Raw genomic sequence first — 16645 nt, 5'->3', positions numbered from 1 at the left:
GCGCTCGTCGCCACGCCCGCATCCGCAGCTACATCTCAACTCTCCGCAAACACGGCCTGCCCGTCCTCGAATACCTCCGCCTCGCTCTTGATGGCCGCCCTTTCCTGCCTCAAGGCGCAAAATCGACCTGAGCAGTTACGGATTTTCAGACCACCACGCCGTTTCTCAAAGCGCAGGCCCAACAATTGGAAGGAATTCAAGAAGCTGGTGCGCGAGGATTTTGCAGACGGCATGAACGTCTTTGCAACTCCCCCTTGTTTTACGGCTAATGGCCTGCTTTACGTGGGCTTTGGCGACCCTTACAATACGCTCTATGCTTTTAATGTGGGGGTTGGCTTGGCGACGAACAGCCCATGGCCCATGCAGTCGGGCGACCCAAGGCTAACCCGGCGTCTGATATGTCGGCCCGTTGAAAGTTTCCCAAGGCCATAACACTGCAATTCTTGGTAAGCAATTGGCAAAACAAGGTGAGTCCGCTCCCGCGAGCCTCAGGCAGCCTTGCAGAATGACTGCGCAAGGCCCTGCCAACGGCGTTCCGCCGCCGTCCGGTCGTTCGCGTGGCCGGGCCGAGCAAGCCGCAAGTTTCATTATACTCGGGATACTGGCGATCATCGGCGCGGGCGTGTTGCTTCGGCAGATGTCTTTCAATCCTGCGGTGTTGGTCGCACGCGACGCCGGGCTCCAGTTCCAGGGCGCAAGCCCGCCTCCAGCGCCCGACGCCATTCCGCCCCAACTGCAGGCCCTTGGGCAGCCCGAATCTTTTAACTCCGACAACCTTTATGACAAGATTGACGGCAAGGCCGAGCTGTACTTGGCGGCGGGCTTTTCCCAGTTGCATTGCGCGCGCTTTGCATTGAAACAGGCGCCGGAGCAATGGTTCGAGTGGTTCGACTATCAAATGACCAATTTGCCTGCGGCTTTCTCGGTTTTCTCGCTCCAGCGCCGCGCCGAAGGCAAGCCGCTCGAGCTCACCGAGTACTCCTATCGCACCCAAAACGCGCTCTACTTTGTTTGCGGAACCAATTACGTCGAGGTCATCGCCTCGGCGCCCAACGAGCCGCTGCTCAAAGCGCTGGCCGAGACCGCTTCGCGCTTTGTAGCGTCCAACCCAGCGACCCGAACGCGCATCGAAGAATTGGACCTTTTCCCCACCCAGGACCTGGTCGCTTCCAGCCAAACGCTGCAAATCGCCGATGCGTTTGGATTCGAGGGTCTCCGAGATGTCTTCACAGCTCGCTTTCGCGCGGACGGAACTGAACAGACCGCGTTCCTGGCCTCCTGCGCCAATGCCCCTGATGCCGAGCATTTGCGCGACGCATACGCCGCATTCCTGCTCGGGAACGGCGGAAAAGAATTGGCGGCAAGCAACCGTTCGGAGCGGAGGATTGAGATTATGGGAGGGACCGAACTCGTGTTCAGCGAAGGCAGATTCCTTGGAGGCATTCACGCGGCGACTGCCCTCAGCCCCGCCGAATTGGTGGCAATACAACTTCGAGAGAAACTGCGGTCGGCATCGAAGGCACAATGATGGACCGTCGTGATTTTGTCGCGCGCGCAGCCAAAGCCGGCCTTGCCCTGGCCGCCGTTGGGGCTGGTGGCGTCGCCTTGCGCGACCCGCGCGGACCCTCCGGCCAGCCGGCGGGCGGGTCTGTGTCGCTGCCGGATTTTTCAGTGCCTGAGGTCGGGCCAAAGCTGAGCCTGATGACCGGCTCAGACCGGGCGCAAAGCCTCGAACACGCCCTCAAGGCGCTGGGTGGAATTGAGCAATTCATTAAACCGGGCGACCGCGTGGTGCTTAAAGTGAATGCCGCCTTTGCCTCGCCGCCTTCACTCTGCGCAACGAGCCATCCCGATCTTGTAGCAGCCCTCACCCGGTTGTGTCTTTCCGCAGGCGCCGCCTCGGTCGTTGTTACCGATAATCCCATTAACGATCCGGCAAGCTGTTTTATGCTGACCGGCATTGGCAAAGCCTCCCAAGCTGCCGGCGCCAAATTGGCCCTGCCTGGGCCTTCCTCCTTTAAATCGGTCACCCTGGCTGGCGGGCGCTTGATTAAGGACTGGCCATTTTTGTTCGAGCCGCTGCGTGGAGCTACACGGCTAATCGGCCTGGCGCCGGTCAAGGACCATCATCGCAGCGGTGCTTCCCTGGCAATGAAGAACTGGTACGGCCTGCTCGGCGGCCGGCGCAACATTTTTCACCAGGACATTCACTCGATCATTTTCGAGCTCGCGATGCTGGTCCGGCCAACCCTCGTCATCCTCGATGGCACGAACACGATGATTTCCAACGGCCCGACCGGCGGCTCGCTCGAAGACCTCAAAGCAACCAATACAATGATCGTCAGCACCGACCAGGTAGCCGCCGACGCCGCCGCCGCGACGCTGCTGGGGAAAACGCCCGCAACCCTTCCGTTTCTAACGAAGGCAGCAGCCGCGGGGCTGGGGACGCTGGACTACCAATCGCTCAGGCCCGGGGTAGGTGAATCAACTTTTGCGAAATGAACGCGTCAATGTCGAGCGAAGCCCTTCACGTGCGAGTGCTATGAACATCATCAGAACTCGCCGCATCGTTCAGGTGTTCTTTTTGGTGTTGTTCCTCTGGTTTTGCGTGGTGACAACTTTAGGCGAGCGTTGGTGGCAACTGAGCGGCTGGCCAATCAACTGGCTGCTGCAACTCGACCCCCTGGTGGCACTGGGAACATTGCTGACAACCCGCAAACTCTACGCCGGATTAATGTGGGCGCTGGTGACGGTGGGTCTGACAATTATTCTTGGCCGGTTCTTTTGCGGCTGGGTTTGCCCATTCGGCGCGCTGCACCAGGCGGTTGGCTGGCTCGGGCGCCGGGCCAAACGGCATTCCGAGCGGGTCGCCCTAAACCAATATCGGCCAGCGCAAGCGCTCAAGTATTACATTCTAGTAGTGGTGCTGCTTGCGGCCACATGCGGGATTCTGCTGACCGGCTGGCTGGACCCGATTCCTCTAATGCACCGTTCGGTGAACCTGTTCCTGCTGGCGCTCTTTGGCGCCCCCGGCGCCTCGCCACGAGCCTACGACGGCGCCTGGTTGATTGCGGCCACCTTCCTCGCTGCAGTCCTGCTGAACCTTTGGGTCCCGCGATTCTACTGCCGCTTTCTCTGCCCATTGGGCGCTCTGTTTGGCCTGTTGGTGCGCTGGACCCCGTGGCGTATCGGCAAACGCGACAGCCGGTGCAGCGAGTGCGAGATGTGCGAAACTCATTGCGAAGGGGCCTGTGACCCGTTTGAAAGAATCCGTCTCAATGAATGCCTTCTCTGCATGAATTGCCTCCGCGCCTGCCGCCAGGCGCAAATGAATTACGGACCCAACCGCTCCGCCGGCGGCGAGGTGGAATTGCCAGCGCTGACCCGGCGCGGGTTTATGGTGTCGGCCATCTCTGGCCTGGCCGCCGCTCCCGCGCTCAGGCTGGGCGGATTCTTAGGCCAGAATTGGAACCCGCGCCTCGTCCGCCCTCCAGGCGCGCTGGTCGAAGAGGAGTTTCTGCAGCGCTGCATCAAGTGCGGTCAATGCATCCGGATTTGCCCGACGAATGTCCTGCAACCGGCGCTCCTCGAAGTCGGCATTGCCGGCGTATGGACTCCCCGCCTGAATTTTCGGACCGGGACCAGCGGTTGCCAGCTCAACTGCATTGCGTGCGGCAATGTCTGCCCCACCTCCGCGCTCCGCCCTCTGAGCCTGGACGAAAAACTCGGGCGGGGAACGTTCGCCCCCACCGGCCCGGTGCGCCTCGGCACCGCCTTTGTGGACCGTGGCCGCTGCCTGCCCTGGGCCATGGATGTGCCCTGCATTGTCTGCCAGGAAAACTGCCCCGTCAGCCCCAAGGCGATTTATTTGCGTGAAGAGTTTCGTGTAATCCGCGACGGCGCCCTGGCGGTCAGTTCAGCTACCCGCACCAGCCTAAGCTTTGAGAAAGACTTCTCGCACACCGGTAAATTGGCCACAGGCGATTATTTTGTTCGCCTCGCCGGCGCGCCTCTTGGTGAACGCAAATTAATTGCAGAAAATTGCGCTAATTCGCTCAGCGTGACACCGGCCGCTCCCTGGGCGGACCCGCCGCAAAGCGGGGCCGCGATTCTAATCGAAGTGCGGCTCCAACAGCCGGTCATTGAGCCGGAGCGCTGCATCGGGTGCGGCATTTGCGAACACGAATGTCCCGTGAGCGGCTGGCGCGCCATCCGCGTTACGGCCGAGAATGAATCCAGAAACCAGCGGCACTCGCTCACCGCGAGGGCCTGAACACTCAAACAAGAACACATTATGGAAACCAAAAACGTAACACGTCGTGACTTCATAAAAATCGCAAGCGCCGCCGGAGTCGGGTCCGTGCTGAGCACGGGCCAAGTTCTGGCGCAAGTGGCGGCAGAGCCCGCGCCTGCTACCTTGCCCGCGCGAGCCTTCGGTAAAACGGGCGTCAAGGTCCCGATGCTCGCGCTGGGCGGCATCTTTGACATCGTGGCCAACCAACTCGTCTTGCAACGGGCGCTGGACTTCGGCGTCACCTATTGGGACACCGCCAACGGTTACACCAACGGCAACAGTGAGAAAGGCATCGGGATGTATTTTGAGAAACACCCCGAGGTGCGCAAAGGAATCTTTCTGGTCTCCAAGGCCGGCACTCACGACCCGGCGCGCCTGAGCGAGATGCTCGAGGAATCTCTGCGGCGCATGAAGACGGATTACATCGACCTTTATTTCCTCCACGGCATTGGGCGCGGCGAGGACCTGACCCCGGACGTAAAGGCCTGGGCCGAGAAAGCCAAGGCCTCGAACAAAATCCGCTTCTTCGGCTTCAGCACCCACGGGAACATGGAGAACAGCTTGCAGGCTGCGGCCAAGCTCGGCTGGATTGACGGCATCATGCTCAAGTACGACTTCCGCCTGATGAGCACCAACAACATGCGCGCCGCCACCGAGGCCTGCGCCAACGCGGGCATCGGCTTGACCGCTATGAAAACCCAGGGCGGCGGCCCCCTGCGCGCCGAGACCGCTGCCGACCTCAAATTGGGCGGACATTTCATCAAACGCGGCTTCACCGATAAGCAAGCCAAGCTGAAAGCGGTATGGGATAATTCCCAAATCGCCGCCATTTGCTCACAGATGTCCAGCGTCACTGTCCTCGAATCCAACGTCGCCGCCGCTCATGACAAAACAAAACTGACGGCTGCCGACCGCGCGGCGTTACACCGTTACGCCTTGGAAACTCATTCCCAGTTCTGCGCCGGGTGCACACACCTCTGTGAACCGGCCGCTGGCCGCGCCCCGATTGGCGACGCGCTACGTTGCTTGATGTACCACCGGATTTATGGAGACCCCGGCCTGGCGCAAGAAACCTTTGCAGGCCTGGCGCGCCCGGCTGGCAACGTGGATTATACCGCCGCCGAGGCGGTGTGCCCCCAGCGGCTCCCCATCGCCCGATTAATGCGCGAGGCCAGCGCGTTGCTGGGATAGAAAGGGCTAGAAATCGGTGCATTAGAACAAAACCAATCGCCTTCATAATTTCATAATTTCTCGCCTTCATAATTCTCTTGACTCTTTGCCCCAGCGTGCTAAACACAATGGCCGGTTGCAAGGGCGGTTAGCTGTCTGGATAGAATGGTCCGGGTCTATGACACAAGCTACAGTGGCCTTTCTGGCTTTGGGTTTGCTCTCGCTCCTGGGTGCAGGGCTGGGGGTTGCTATGGGCCGGGCTGGCCGGCAGTCTGATGCTCAGGCACACCATCTCCTTCAATTCTGGGCTGCGCTGGCCATTGGTTTTTTGGGGGTTCTTCTCCCGGTCTGGCTCCTGATTGTCGCAGGGCCTTCTCCCGAACGCCACCCGGCTTTTTGGCAGGCCGCCAGTTTGTGGATGGTTTTGACTTACCTTGTCCTTATCGTTGCCCTGTTGCGGTGGCATTGGCAATGGTGGCGCGATCTGCCGCTCCGTGAAGCCGACACTCGAAACGCGACTCCGAAACGCCTCGTGGCCTGGGTCGCCGCCGGCACAGTCGTACCGGCAATCATCTTTTGTCTGTGTGCCTATGGCTTCTATGCGGAGACTCCCTGGAGAGTCCAACAGATTCCAACGACCACCGTCCTACGGATCATCAATGAAAGCAAAGGCGCAAAATTCGAGGTGTACCAGCGCAAGAATGGTGTCAAAACCCTCTGGATTACCTTGCCCGGGCGCAACCACATGCGCTTTGATGCCCCGGCAGACGATGACACCCTGGCCCTGCTGGCGCGCAACGGAATCCCCTGCAAAACCCACGTCGAAGCACAAAACCGCAGCCTCGATGCCCTGGCAGGGCATGCCCGCTTGCTTTTTGTTTTGTCCGGTTTCGTTCTGGCCCCGGCCGGCGCGGTGGCTCTAGCGCTGCTGCTCAGGAAACCCGCTAAACCACTCGCGCCATATTACGCCAGGAGACCCGCTGCGCCGGAGACACCCGCCTTCGATAGAATCATGCTCAACCTGCGGACCGACTCGGCGCCCTGGAAAACCTTCGGCTACGTCGCGGCGGTTGTATTCCTGCTGGGTTTCGTCGCCAGCGCCATCTTCGTATCGCAGATCAATGCCCCTGGATGGTACATGAGCACCGTGCGGCTCAAAGCCCAGTCCAGCGGCTCGCTCGAACAACAAATGGCCCTGATCAAATCCGATGCGGTGGCGGGCCTGGTGGTCACCAACCTGGACCTGCCGCGCAAATGGGGCGGCAAATTCACCGGCGGACGCAGACTCACCGCCATTGACGCGATGAATGTCCTCAAACGGTTGACGATGGTGCGCGCTATCACCAACTCCTCTGAAATCACCATCAGCGTTTATGACACCGACCGCGTTGGCACCGCTAACCTTGCCAATACGATTGCGCAGGTCTCCTGCGAACAGTCCGGCGATGGCCCAGCCGCTTTGCAAATCGCGGCCAGGGCAGTCCCGCCCTCCAAAGGCCTGAACGGCAACATTCGCCTCATCTTGATGATCGCTGGAGGCATCCTCAGCGTGCTCCTGGGACTGGCCATTGGCATACCAGCAGCCATCGTGCGCGCCTGGAGCCGCAGCCGCAACGGCGCTCAACCTGTTCTTCGCCCCGCTCATGCCAGCTCAGCCGCCTTTACCCTGATTGAATTGCTGGTCGTGATTGCCATTATTTCCATTCTCGCGGCGCTCTTATTTCCTGCCCTATCGCGCGGCAAACAAAAGGCGCAGGGCGTCTATTGCCTCAATAATGGCCGCCAACTCATGACCGCCATGACCGTCTATGTCGGCGATAACAAGGACCTGTTTCCACCCAATCCCGACGACGGCAATACGGTGACCGGTCATAATTGGTGCGGCGGGCAGGCAGGGCAAGGTGGACGCGATCAATTCGACCCGGACCTGTTGTCAAACCCAAAGCGTAGTCTGCTGGCGCCCTATTTGAACGGCAACACCTCTGTCTTTCATTGCCCAGGCGACAGGCGCACCGGCTACTATCAAGGCTCGGACCCCGCGTTGCTGGGGCGCATCGTAAGCGCCGCCCGCACATTCTCCATGAGCCAGGCCGTGGGAACGATATGCCAGGGATTCGATGCCGGCGCTTCCACCGGCGCCTGGACGCCGCATGTCGGGGCCCCGACCCTGCCGGTCAACGGCCCCTGGCTCAATGATCAGCGCACCCATCGCCGGGACACACCCTGGCGCACCTATGGCAAATTCTCCGCCATCGCCGCCCCCGGCCCGGCGATGTTGTGGGTGTTGGTCGATGAAGATGCCCGCGGCCTCAATGACGCCGCCTTTGCCTTCGGTATGGAAGAGAGTATGTGGATCGATGCGCCCGGCACCTATCACAGCGGCGGCTGCGGTTTTGCCTTCGCCGATGGCCACTCCGAATCGCATCGCTGGCTCAGCCCGAGCCCAAAGCAAGTGCGCGCGGGAACGGCAAATCCGCAAGACACCCAGGACTGGCTTTGGATGCGCGACCGCACCTCCGCTCACATCAGCGGCTCGATGCCCCCGCCGCATTGAGACGGGGCCCTATTCCTCCTTCGGGCCTTGGTGCTCGCGGCCTGATACAGACTTTTCACCGTGATTTTGTAGATTCCGCTGGAATAGGTTTTTCCTCGCGGCACCACCGGCCACCACTTCCGCCAGGCCGGCTTCAATCCATTACTCCAAAACTGAATATCGCCTCCGGTTGCAGCACAACCACTCAGGGACTGCTGCGAATTTGAAATAGTATGCTCAGACAAGCCACACCGCTCACTCGCTTTGAATGCACTTGGGCAACGTTAATTCAAGCTTATCCGCCCCCCAGGCGTCCGTCGCCAGGTTGACTCGGATGCCGATTGTGTTGGGCGCCGTGTGGCGGTAAATCACCCACCAACTGCCGGCTCGCAGCGCGCTGCCGGTCTCGCGCGAAAGGTCTTTTGAAAAAGTGAGCTGCACGGTCAGGCCTTTGATCCGGTTGAGTTTCCCTATGAACGCGCTCAACGCCTTGGCGTCTCCTGCATAGACCAGCGTAGTCGAGAATTCTGGCTCCCAATAACTGGTGAGGCCGTTCAAATACTTGAATTGAGGGGAGCGCAGGACCGACACCACCTGCTCCGCCCTGTTGGTGTCGTAATCTTTGGGCCAATAAATCGAAGGCTCCGGCAGCTCTATGCTCAAGGCCAGCGCCCTGCAGGCGGCGAACGCCGCCGCCGCTCCGATGAACAAGGAAGTCAGCTTTTTCATACAAGTCATTAGACGGTCTCTGGACCCAAATGCTCCCCCATGCGCTCCCATGCGAAGCGGGGCGCAATACAAAATACGGTTTCTTTTCGGTTTCTGAGTTGGCCAATGTGTGGCAGATTTGCTCAGAACGCTCGTAGAGGTTCGTTTTAATGGAGAGGGTATTATTGCAACTGCGAAGGAAACGGGACCGCCGCCGGCTCGAGGACTGGCTTTCGTTTTTTTACCAGATAGTGCTTCCGGACCAGGAACATCCGTTGCGCGGCGAGTTCGATTTGGTGGTGATTGACGGCCCCTCTCTCAAAGAGTTGCGCTCCAAAGTCAAGGCGCGCCGGAGCGCCGAGGCCCCTGTCTTTCTGCCGTTCCTTTTGCTCACGGTGCGCCGCCGTTCCAGCATGCCCTCGCGCCACCTGGGCCGCGTTGTGGACGACCTGCTGATCCGGCCACTCAACGAGCGGGAGCTTCTGGCCCGTGTGGCCAACCTGCTGCGCATGCGGCATTGGTCGCTGGAACTGAAGCGGGAACATGATCGAGTGATGAAACTGGCGGTGACTGACGACGTCTCGGGTTTCAACAATACGCGCTACCTACACCGTTACCTGGATCGGCTGCTGGAAGCTCCTTCGGCCAAACCGGTGGAGGTTTGCCTGGTGTTCTTCGACCTGGACAACTTCAAGCGGGTGGTCGATACCCACGGCCATTTGCTGGGCAGCAAGGCCCTTAAAGAGGTTGCCCAAACCGTTGCCCGCGTATTAGACGCGGACGACCGCCTGGTCCGCTATGGAGGCGATGAATTCATCGTGATTTTGCCGCGACAAGGCAAGGAGGAGGCCCTGCTCAAAGTCGCGCGAATGAAGAAGGCAATCACCACAACCGCTTTCCTGCAGAAAGAAGAGGTCCATGCCCGGCTGACGGCTTCGTTCGGTCTGGCGTGTTTTCCCGGCGATGCCAAAGACAAACACCAGTTATTGGCGGAGGCGGACCGTTGTCTTTTCCAAAGCAAGAGCGAAGGCAAGAACCGGGTTACCTTTGCGGATATGGAAAAGGCGGCGGCTTAGCCAACTGGGGACTCGTGAAGCGACTCGAGGATGCTCTCCACCGCCGCGCCGGGGTTGGGGGAAGCATAGATAGGGCGTCCGATGACCAGCCAGTTAGCGCCGGCCGCCAGGGCTTCTTGAGGCGAGAGGGTGCGCTTTTGGTCATCGGCCGACTCATTGCCGGCGCGGATGCCCGGGGTCACCAACTGAACGTTACCAGGCAACATCTGGCGCAAGGCCACAATCTCGAGGGGCGAGCAAACCAGCCCGCGCAAGCCCGCCCGCACAGCCAGCCTGGCCAGCCGCTCGACCTGCTTGCCCACATTGCTATCGCCGCCGATTTCAGCCAGCCCCTGGCCATCCATGCTGGTCAGGACTGTGACTCCCAACACCAGGGGCGCGTTGTGGCCGGACAGCAAGGCCGCGCGCTGAGCGGATTCCTCCGCCGCCTGCATCATCTCGAAGCCGCCGCTGGCGTGCACGGTCAGCATCTGCACGTCCAACCGCGTCGCTGCGGCCACGGCCTTCGAGACGGTGTTTGGGATATCGTGGAATTTCAAATCCAGAAAGATGCCGCTGCCCAAGGCGCGAAGCTGGCGGACAATATCCGGGCCGGCCGTGGTGAACAATTGGCTGCCGATCTTGAACCCGCCGACCACCGGCGCGAGCTGCGTCGCCAAGTCGAGGGCGGCTTCCGGGGTAGGCACATCCAGGGCAACCAGGATAGGATTGCGCATAGAGGCGATTGAACCGCATTCCAGGAGGCGCAACAAGCCCAGACTGCTCGCCAAGCAGGGGAGGAACGGTTAAAAGTCTCTCGTGCAGTTCAGCCTTGGGAACCTGAAAGAGCATTGCTTCAAAAATCTCTGTTCTCTCCTTTTCCTCCTGTTGCTTTCTGCAGGTTTCCGGCTAGGAGCAAACGGAATGAACAGGCTCATGGTTTGGCAGGGTGAGCGGCATCTCGCCCCGGTTCCCTCCTTCGTTGCCTTCGTTATCTTTTGTTTAAAAACTTCTTATTGAATCGCATTCAACTCGGCTGCTGAGAAGGGTTGGGCGCGATTCCCGAGCTGGGCGCGGATGGCTTTGACCTGGGCGGGTGTTATTTCAGAGGCCTTATTGCCCCAGCTTTGGCGGATGTAGGTCAGGACGGCGGCCAGTTGTTCATCGGTCATGGCAGCGCCCATGGCCGGCATGGAGAGGTTCCATTGCTGGCCTTTGACCTGCACAGGGCCGCTCAAGCCGACTAGCGGGATGCGCACCATTCGATTGGGGGTGCCCAGGGCAAACTCCGAGCCAACCAAGGGGGGCGCCTGCCCTGGTTTTCCCGTACCGTCGGTGTTATGGCACAGGGCGCAGACATTATCGAAGAACTGCTTGCCGAGCACATTGGCGCCCGGGGCCGGAGGCTGGTATTGCACCAGTTGGTCCACTGAATGGTACGGGATATAAACGTGCGGGTCACCCCAACCGCTACGCTGGTCGAAATAAACCATCGCCCAGTAAAGCAGCAGAAAGAACAGAATGAGCAGCCAAACCGGGACCGACCGGCGCGCTGCCTTGGGTTCCGCCGAAACTGGATTCAACGGGATGGATGGGTTAGCGTCGGTCATCGGGCAGGGCTGTTGGTGGCGAGGGCATTGGTCGCCGCAGCAGAACCTGGAGCGGCATTGGTGCCCTCGGGCGTCACCGGGGCTGGCACAGTAAGCGGCGCCACAAACAACGGGGCGTCGGCCTGCAAACTCACGAGGTAGGCAGCCAAGGCGCGGGCCTCGCGTGTGGGCACGATTTCGTAGCCGGGTTCAGGCGCCGCGACCGGCGGCAAGTCCAGCGCGTCAGGCGACCTGGCCCGCTCAATGCGCCGCCTTTCAAATAAAAAACCGTATGGCGGCATGACCGAGCCTTTGACCTCCGCGCGAGGGGCGTAGAGATGGCGCAGATGCCACCGGGCATCGGGCAGCCGGACGCCCACGTTTGCCAGGTCCGGGCCGATTCGTCTGGCCCCGAGCATTACGGGGCTATCGAAAAGAAAATCCTCAGCAACGGTTCTGCGCTTGGCCCATCCGCGCGCGATGTCCGGTCCCGCCGGGACGATCCAGACCGAGGCCTTGGCGCCATCCACGCTCAGGGTTTTTGCGGCAGCATCGGCAGCTTCTTTGCCGAGGCCTTCGAGGACCGGTTTGGGCAAACCGGTGAGCAGTTCGCGGGCCCTGGACTGCGACTCGAGCGGAACGACTTTAAGGATAGCCTCAATCAGAGCGGGGGGATTTGTTCCGGGCTGATCCAGAACCACGTTGCAGGTGGTGCCGGTCTGGCCGACCTGTTGGCTGTGGCAATAGGCGCAGCCGTTGGCGCGATAGACCTCGAGGCCCTCGCGCGCAAAGCCGGGGCGCCCCAGGGGATAGATGACGCCTGCCGGCACGGTATTGGTTTGCTGGAGTTGGCCCAGTTGAATCTGGGGCGTCAGCACAAAGCCAAACCAGGAAGCAGCCAGGGCGAAAAAAGCGCCAAGAAAAAGCAGCGGGCCGTAGTTCACGATTTCGCCTCCACTGTTTTGAACAAGTCCGCCGTCGCAGCCATATAGGCCGCCCGGGCAGGAACGCTGTAAAACTTCAATGCTAACGAAATCAAATTGCCAAGAAAAATGAGGTGGCCGCAAAGGAGTAACAAATCCCCTATGGTGCTCACCCGCAAAAACGTCAATCCCGTATTGGCAATCGTCGTAAATGGGATGTTTGGTTTTTGCAGTTGAAGCGCCTGGACAATGCCGCCGATGGCCAAGGGCAGCACCAGAAGGGTGATGCCGACCGCAGCCACCCAGAAATGGGCCCGCACCAGTTTAGGCCAGGGAAATTCAAGCCCGATAATGCGCGGTAGAATCCAGTAAACCGCGCCAAAAACGGCCATGGCAAAAAAGCCACAGGCATGGAGCTGGGAGCGCGCTGTGGCAAACCAGGTGAACTGCAATTCCTGTGTGCTGTCTAACAAACCGCCAAACGCTCGCATGAGGCCCGCGATAATAAAGGCGGCGACAGCGAAGAGGGTAAAGCTCAAGGAAGGATTGCCGGGGGCAGCCAAAGCGACGCAGCCAATGGTACGATATACATTAAGCGCCACGGCGATGAGGGCTGTCACCAAGAGCACGGCGCTGATGGTGCTGGCGACCGGCAACCAGGCGGGGACCGGGGCGCTATTGGGAATCCCACCCCAAGGCCCGAGGAGAACCAGCATCCAAAAGACTAATACCGCCAGGTAGCGGCTGTGCAGCTCGCGATCAGAAAGTTTGGGGATAAAATAAAAGACGATTGCCAGGCCGACCAGGCCCAGCCAAACGACCTGCAAGTTTTGCGAGTACCACCAATCGAGGATCGATTGCACCACGCCCCGCACCGGAAAGGTCACCAGCAACAGGTTGGCCGTTGAATAAATCCACGGAAACCAAAATAAGGCGGTGAAGAGGAACCATTGAGAGGCATACAACTCGCGGAGCTTTCTTTGATGAAACGTCAGCACACCGCACAGGGCGAGCAGAACATAGCCCAAAAACATAATCATCGCCGCGTAGCCGGGCATTTCGAGATGCTCGAAACCGGTGCTGGCGCGATCGAGCACGCCCAACACGCCTGCGATAACACCCAGGTTCCACAAAAAGCCCCCCACCCCTACCAGCCAGAGCTGCGCCAGGGTGGTTTGGCCCAGACGCCCCAAGAGCCACAGAGCCACTCCCAGCCCGGCCTGCACACAGAACCCGTAGAGAAACAGGTTCGTTGAAACGGGATAAATTCGTCCGTAAGTCAGCCACCCTGAACCGGCCAGGAAACCTGGCGCATGAAATTTGATCGAGGCAATCAGGGCAAAAACGGAACCGATGAGCAGCCAGCCGGCGGCGCTCAGGAACAGGGCCAGCAAAGGCACCCGGGCCGAGACATCGAGAGTGTCTGGCAAAGGGGCCGGAACCGGCGCGCTGGGGCTGGCCGGTTCAGGCTGAGATGAAGGCGCAGCGCTCATGAACCGGTCACTCGAATGGGCTGGGTTTTTCCGGGGCTTTGGGAGGAAGTGCGGTGGCCTTTTCGACACGTGAAATCAGGTTGGACCGCGCGGCTGCGGGGTTTTGTCCCCACTCCTGCTCGACCATTTTCATCGCTACAGCAATGGGCAGCCGGACGACACCCTTGGTTGGGTCAATCCAGCCGGGGTGTTCGAGAGCGTCCGCCTCGGCAGCGCGCAACTCGGCCAAAGCCCGAGCGCGGACCTCGGCGCGGTTTTCAGTTAAAGGCGGTGGCTGAGTATAATGATGAATCGCCCAGGCCAGTCCGGCCAGAACCAGGAAGGAGCCTATAACGCCAATGATCAGAGCCGCCACGGAATGGTCGGGAGCCGGTTGAGAACTCATTCGAAACCTCCTCGAAATTGGGGCGGAGCATCGCGCAACTCGTCGGTTTCACCCAGCTCTCCGCCGGAAATCTGCGTCGGCACAGGATGGAAGAAGCCCATCGCTTCGACCAACCGCGGGTCTTTGAGCGGATAGGGCGGATGGGCGGCGAATTGCCGCAGGAAAATCATCGAGAGCAATCCGGCCATAAAGGCCCAACAACCGAAGCTCAGCCAGAGCCATTGAAAGGGAAACCCATTCGGGTGCGGCACGGGCATGATATTGAAGGACAAATCGACCCAATGCATCAGCCAGGTCCAGGCGCACAGCGGCGCCATATAGGGGAAGATGTTTTTGACATCGATGCGCAACAGCGCCAGGAACGGGATGAAGAAATGACCGAAAATAATCACCATGCTCACCCACCACCAGGTCCCTTTCTCGCGGAGCACGTACCAAAAGGTTTCCTCGGGCATGTTGCCGTTCCAGATAATGAAGTACTGGCCAAAGGCGATATAGGCGTAGAACACGGTGAAGGCGAACAGCAATGAACCGAGGAAATAATATTGATGCTCGTGGAGCACGTTGCTGAGCACACCCTGGCGGTCAAGAACCATAGTAATGACATAGGCGGTGGCCAGCGTCAGCCAAACGCTACCGGCGAAATAATAGATTCCATACATCGTCGAGAACCACTGGTACTGGAGCGATTTGACCCACAGGATAGCCGCAATCGTCAGCGTCAGCGCGAAGAGAATGATGCCCGCCCCGGAATAGGCCCTCATGCGGTAGGTCGGCAGGGCGGCGCCGGTCTCATCCTGTTGCAAAGACCAGTAGCGAAGCCGATGAGAGAACAGCCACCAGATGGCAAAACAGGCCGCCGCCATCACGTAAAACATCGGTTCGCTGAAGAGGGGTTGTTTGGCCGCCACGGAGTGGTCGGTGTGGGGATTGATGCTCAACCAGGTATAAATGCCGTGGTTCACACCGGCCATATAGAAGCTCTTGGCAAAAATGGCGATCGGGATGAAAAGAATGGCCATCCAGGGGAAAATCATTGCGGCGATGTGCTCACAAAAGCGTCGAATGGGCACCGACCACCCGGCATCAAAGAGGTGATGCGCCATCACCAGGAACAGGGCGCCCAGGCAGAGGCTCAGGAAAAACATGAAAGCGACCAGCCAGGAAAAGGCGAATTCTTCGCGGTTAACCAACAAACCGATAACACCCAGAATAGCGCCTACACCCAGCAGGATAGCCGGCACATTGCGCCACCGGGAGAGGTCCAGGGCCTGGTTTGGGTTTGCGGGTGTAGGATTCATGATTAGCGTTTTAGGTCCGCCCGGAGAGGCTCGGGCAGATCGTCAATCGTCCCTAACTGACTGAGTTGCAGAGCGCGGAGGTACGAGATGATCGCCCAACGGTCCTCGACCGTGACGTTGGGCCCATAAGCCCCCATGTTATTGCGGCCATGAGTAATGACGTAAAACAGCTCGCCATCGGCCATCTCGACAATCCGTTTGTCGTGCAGATTGGCGACCACCAGCATCGCGCCGATTTTCTTGGTAATGCCGTTGCCGTCGGCCAGTTGCCCGTGGCAAGGCGAACAGTTAATGGTAAAGCGTTGCTGGCCGCGCTGGAGCAATTGAGCGGTGATGCGGAGCGGATTGGTTTCAACAAAATTGGTCGTGCCGGGCATGAACCCGGTGTTGACCGGCGAATCCTGATAAGGATAGACCGGCTCGGAAGCGGTTTGAATCGGAGCGCCACGGGGGATGGTGCCCGGCACCGGAAGCTGCGAGCTCAGGCCGTTTGGGAAGAAGCTGTTTGGCGTTTGAGGACGCAGTTTGAGCTGCCACTCCATATCCGGGAAAATGTAGAGGGTCGTCCTGCGGGAATGCTGTCCGCGGAAGCCGAGGATGCCAACCACCGCGATGGTGCACAGGACCATGATGGCCAGGTAATAGCGCATTATTCTTCCACCACCTCGATATGCCAGCTGCCCAGGCGCTCGAGCAGCTTGCGGGTTTCGTCCTCGTCAAATTTGGGATCAGCGCACTCGATAACAACGAAGAACCTGTCGTGGGTGACCAGGGAGAAGCGTTTGTTCTTGAGCAATGGATGATAGAGCCGGGGCAAGCGATTAAGAAACAACATGCCGAACAACGAGCCAAATGCGCCAAAAAGGATTGTCAATTCGTACGAAGGCGGGAAAGCGGAGAATGGGCTGAACATGGGTTTGCCGCCGATGACGATAGGATAATCCAAGGCGTTCATGAACCAGATCATCAGCATCCCGCAGGTGTAGCCGGTCACGCCCCCCAGGAATGCGAACCAGCCCACTTTCGAGTTCTTCAAGCCCATGGCCTTATCCATCCCATGAACGGGGAATGGAGTGAAGACATCCCAACGCCGGAACCCGGCATCGCGGACCTTTTCGGCGGCATGCAACACCGATGCAGCCGTGGTGAACTCGGCTACCATGCCATAGGCTTTATTTGCGGTCTCTGCCATGA

General features: G+C 59.6%; 15 protein-coding genes. 6 read left to right on the top strand and 9 right to left on the bottom strand.

Annotation, left to right across the window (positions count from 1 at the left end; genetic code table 11):
- The first annotated feature begins 505 nt into the window (after window positions 1-505).
- The 5 genes from VG146_19625 to VG146_19605 all read left to right on the top strand — a co-directional run bounded on the left by VG146_19625 (window position 506) and on the right by VG146_19605 (window position 8018).
- Window positions 506-1528, top strand: coding sequence for a DUF6599 family protein (locus tag VG146_19625; GenBank protein HEV2394567.1), 1023 nt, complete (start codon window positions 506-508; stop codon window positions 1526-1528).
- Entirely contained in the window at window positions 1525-2502 is a 978-nt protein-coding gene (locus VG146_19620; protein HEV2394566.1) for a DUF362 domain-containing protein, read from the top strand. Before VG146_19625 ends, VG146_19620 begins: the two co-directional genes overlap by 4 nt.
- A 40-nt stretch (window positions 2503-2542) precedes the next feature.
- Window positions 2543-4273 (top strand): 4Fe-4S binding protein, encoded by a 1731-nt coding sequence (locus tag VG146_19615; GenBank protein ID HEV2394565.1) that lies wholly within the window; start codon window positions 2543-2545, stop codon window positions 4271-4273.
- Between the two features lie 21 nt (window positions 4274-4294).
- Window positions 4295-5485, top strand: coding sequence for an aldo/keto reductase (locus VG146_19610; protein HEV2394564.1), 1191 nt, complete (start codon window positions 4295-4297; stop codon window positions 5483-5485).
- Between the two features lie 157 nt (window positions 5486-5642).
- The gene (locus tag VG146_19605) at window positions 5643-8018 is read left to right on the top strand and encodes a prepilin-type N-terminal cleavage/methylation domain-containing protein (protein HEV2394563.1); all 2376 of its coding nucleotides are present in this window, start codon (window positions 5643-5645) and stop codon (window positions 8016-8018) included.
- Between the two features lie 234 nt (window positions 8019-8252).
- Here VG146_19605 and VG146_19600 read toward each other — a convergent pair whose 3' ends face one another.
- The gene (locus tag VG146_19600; GenBank protein HEV2394562.1) at window positions 8253-8726 is read right to left on the bottom strand and encodes a hypothetical protein; all 474 of its coding nucleotides are present in this window, start codon (window positions 8724-8726) and stop codon (window positions 8253-8255) included.
- A gap of 149 nt (window positions 8727-8875) precedes the next feature.
- On the opposite strand from VG146_19600, the gene VG146_19595 reads away from it, so the two are divergent.
- Entirely contained in the window at window positions 8876-9781 is a 906-nt protein-coding gene (locus VG146_19595) for a diguanylate cyclase (protein ID HEV2394561.1), read from the top strand.
- On the opposite strand, the gene pyrF is transcribed toward VG146_19595, so the two are convergent.
- The 8 genes from pyrF to VG146_19555 all read right to left on the bottom strand — a co-directional run bounded on the left by pyrF (window position 9778) and on the right by VG146_19555 (window position 16643).
- The gene (gene pyrF / locus VG146_19590) at window positions 9778-10497 is read right to left on the bottom strand and encodes an orotidine-5'-phosphate decarboxylase (GenBank protein ID HEV2394560.1); all 720 of its coding nucleotides are present in this window, start codon (window positions 10495-10497) and stop codon (window positions 9778-9780) included. The genes VG146_19595 and pyrF overlap by 4 nt on opposite strands.
- A gap of 276 nt (window positions 10498-10773) precedes the next feature.
- Complete coding sequence (locus VG146_19585) at window positions 10774-11370, bottom strand: cytochrome c (protein HEV2394559.1); 597 nt, start codon at window positions 11368-11370, stop codon at window positions 10774-10776.
- Window positions 11367-12293 carry a cbb3-type cytochrome c oxidase subunit II gene (locus tag VG146_19580; protein HEV2394558.1) on the bottom strand — a complete coding sequence of 309 codons (927 nt, stop codon included), beginning with the start codon at window positions 12291-12293 and terminating at the stop codon, window positions 11367-11369. The genes VG146_19585 and VG146_19580 overlap by 4 nt, the downstream gene beginning before the upstream one ends.
- Window positions 12290-13765, bottom strand: a complete 1476-nt coding sequence (locus tag VG146_19575; GenBank protein HEV2394557.1) for a cbb3-type cytochrome c oxidase subunit I — start codon at window positions 13763-13765, stop codon at window positions 12290-12292. Before VG146_19575 ends, VG146_19580 begins: the two co-directional genes overlap by 4 nt.
- 7 nt (window positions 13766-13772) lie before the next feature.
- Window positions 13773-14150, bottom strand: coding sequence for a hypothetical protein (locus tag VG146_19570; GenBank protein HEV2394556.1), 378 nt, complete (start codon window positions 14148-14150; stop codon window positions 13773-13775).
- Window positions 14147-15451 (bottom strand): hypothetical protein, encoded by a 1305-nt coding sequence (locus tag VG146_19565; protein ID HEV2394555.1) that lies wholly within the window; start codon window positions 15449-15451, stop codon window positions 14147-14149. The genes VG146_19570 and VG146_19565 overlap by 4 nt, the downstream gene beginning before the upstream one ends.
- Window positions 15452-15453: 2 nt before the next feature.
- On the bottom strand, window positions 15454-16101 hold the full coding sequence (locus VG146_19560; protein HEV2394554.1) for a cytochrome c: 648 nt from the start codon (window positions 16099-16101) through the stop codon (window positions 15454-15456).
- Window positions 16101-16643 carry a DUF3341 domain-containing protein gene (locus VG146_19555; GenBank protein ID HEV2394553.1) on the bottom strand — a complete coding sequence of 181 codons (543 nt, stop codon included), beginning with the start codon at window positions 16641-16643 and terminating at the stop codon, window positions 16101-16103. Before VG146_19555 ends, VG146_19560 begins: the two co-directional genes overlap by 1 nt.
- Between the last annotated feature and the right edge of the window lie 2 nt (window positions 16644-16645).

The organism is Verrucomicrobiia bacterium, from assembly GCA_035946615.1.
Classification (GTDB): domain Bacteria; phylum Verrucomicrobiota; class Verrucomicrobiia; order Limisphaerales; family UBA8199; genus DASYZB01.
The sequence above is the reverse complement of the archived record's forward strand: the minus strand, read 5'-3'. Positions and strand labels throughout refer to the sequence as shown.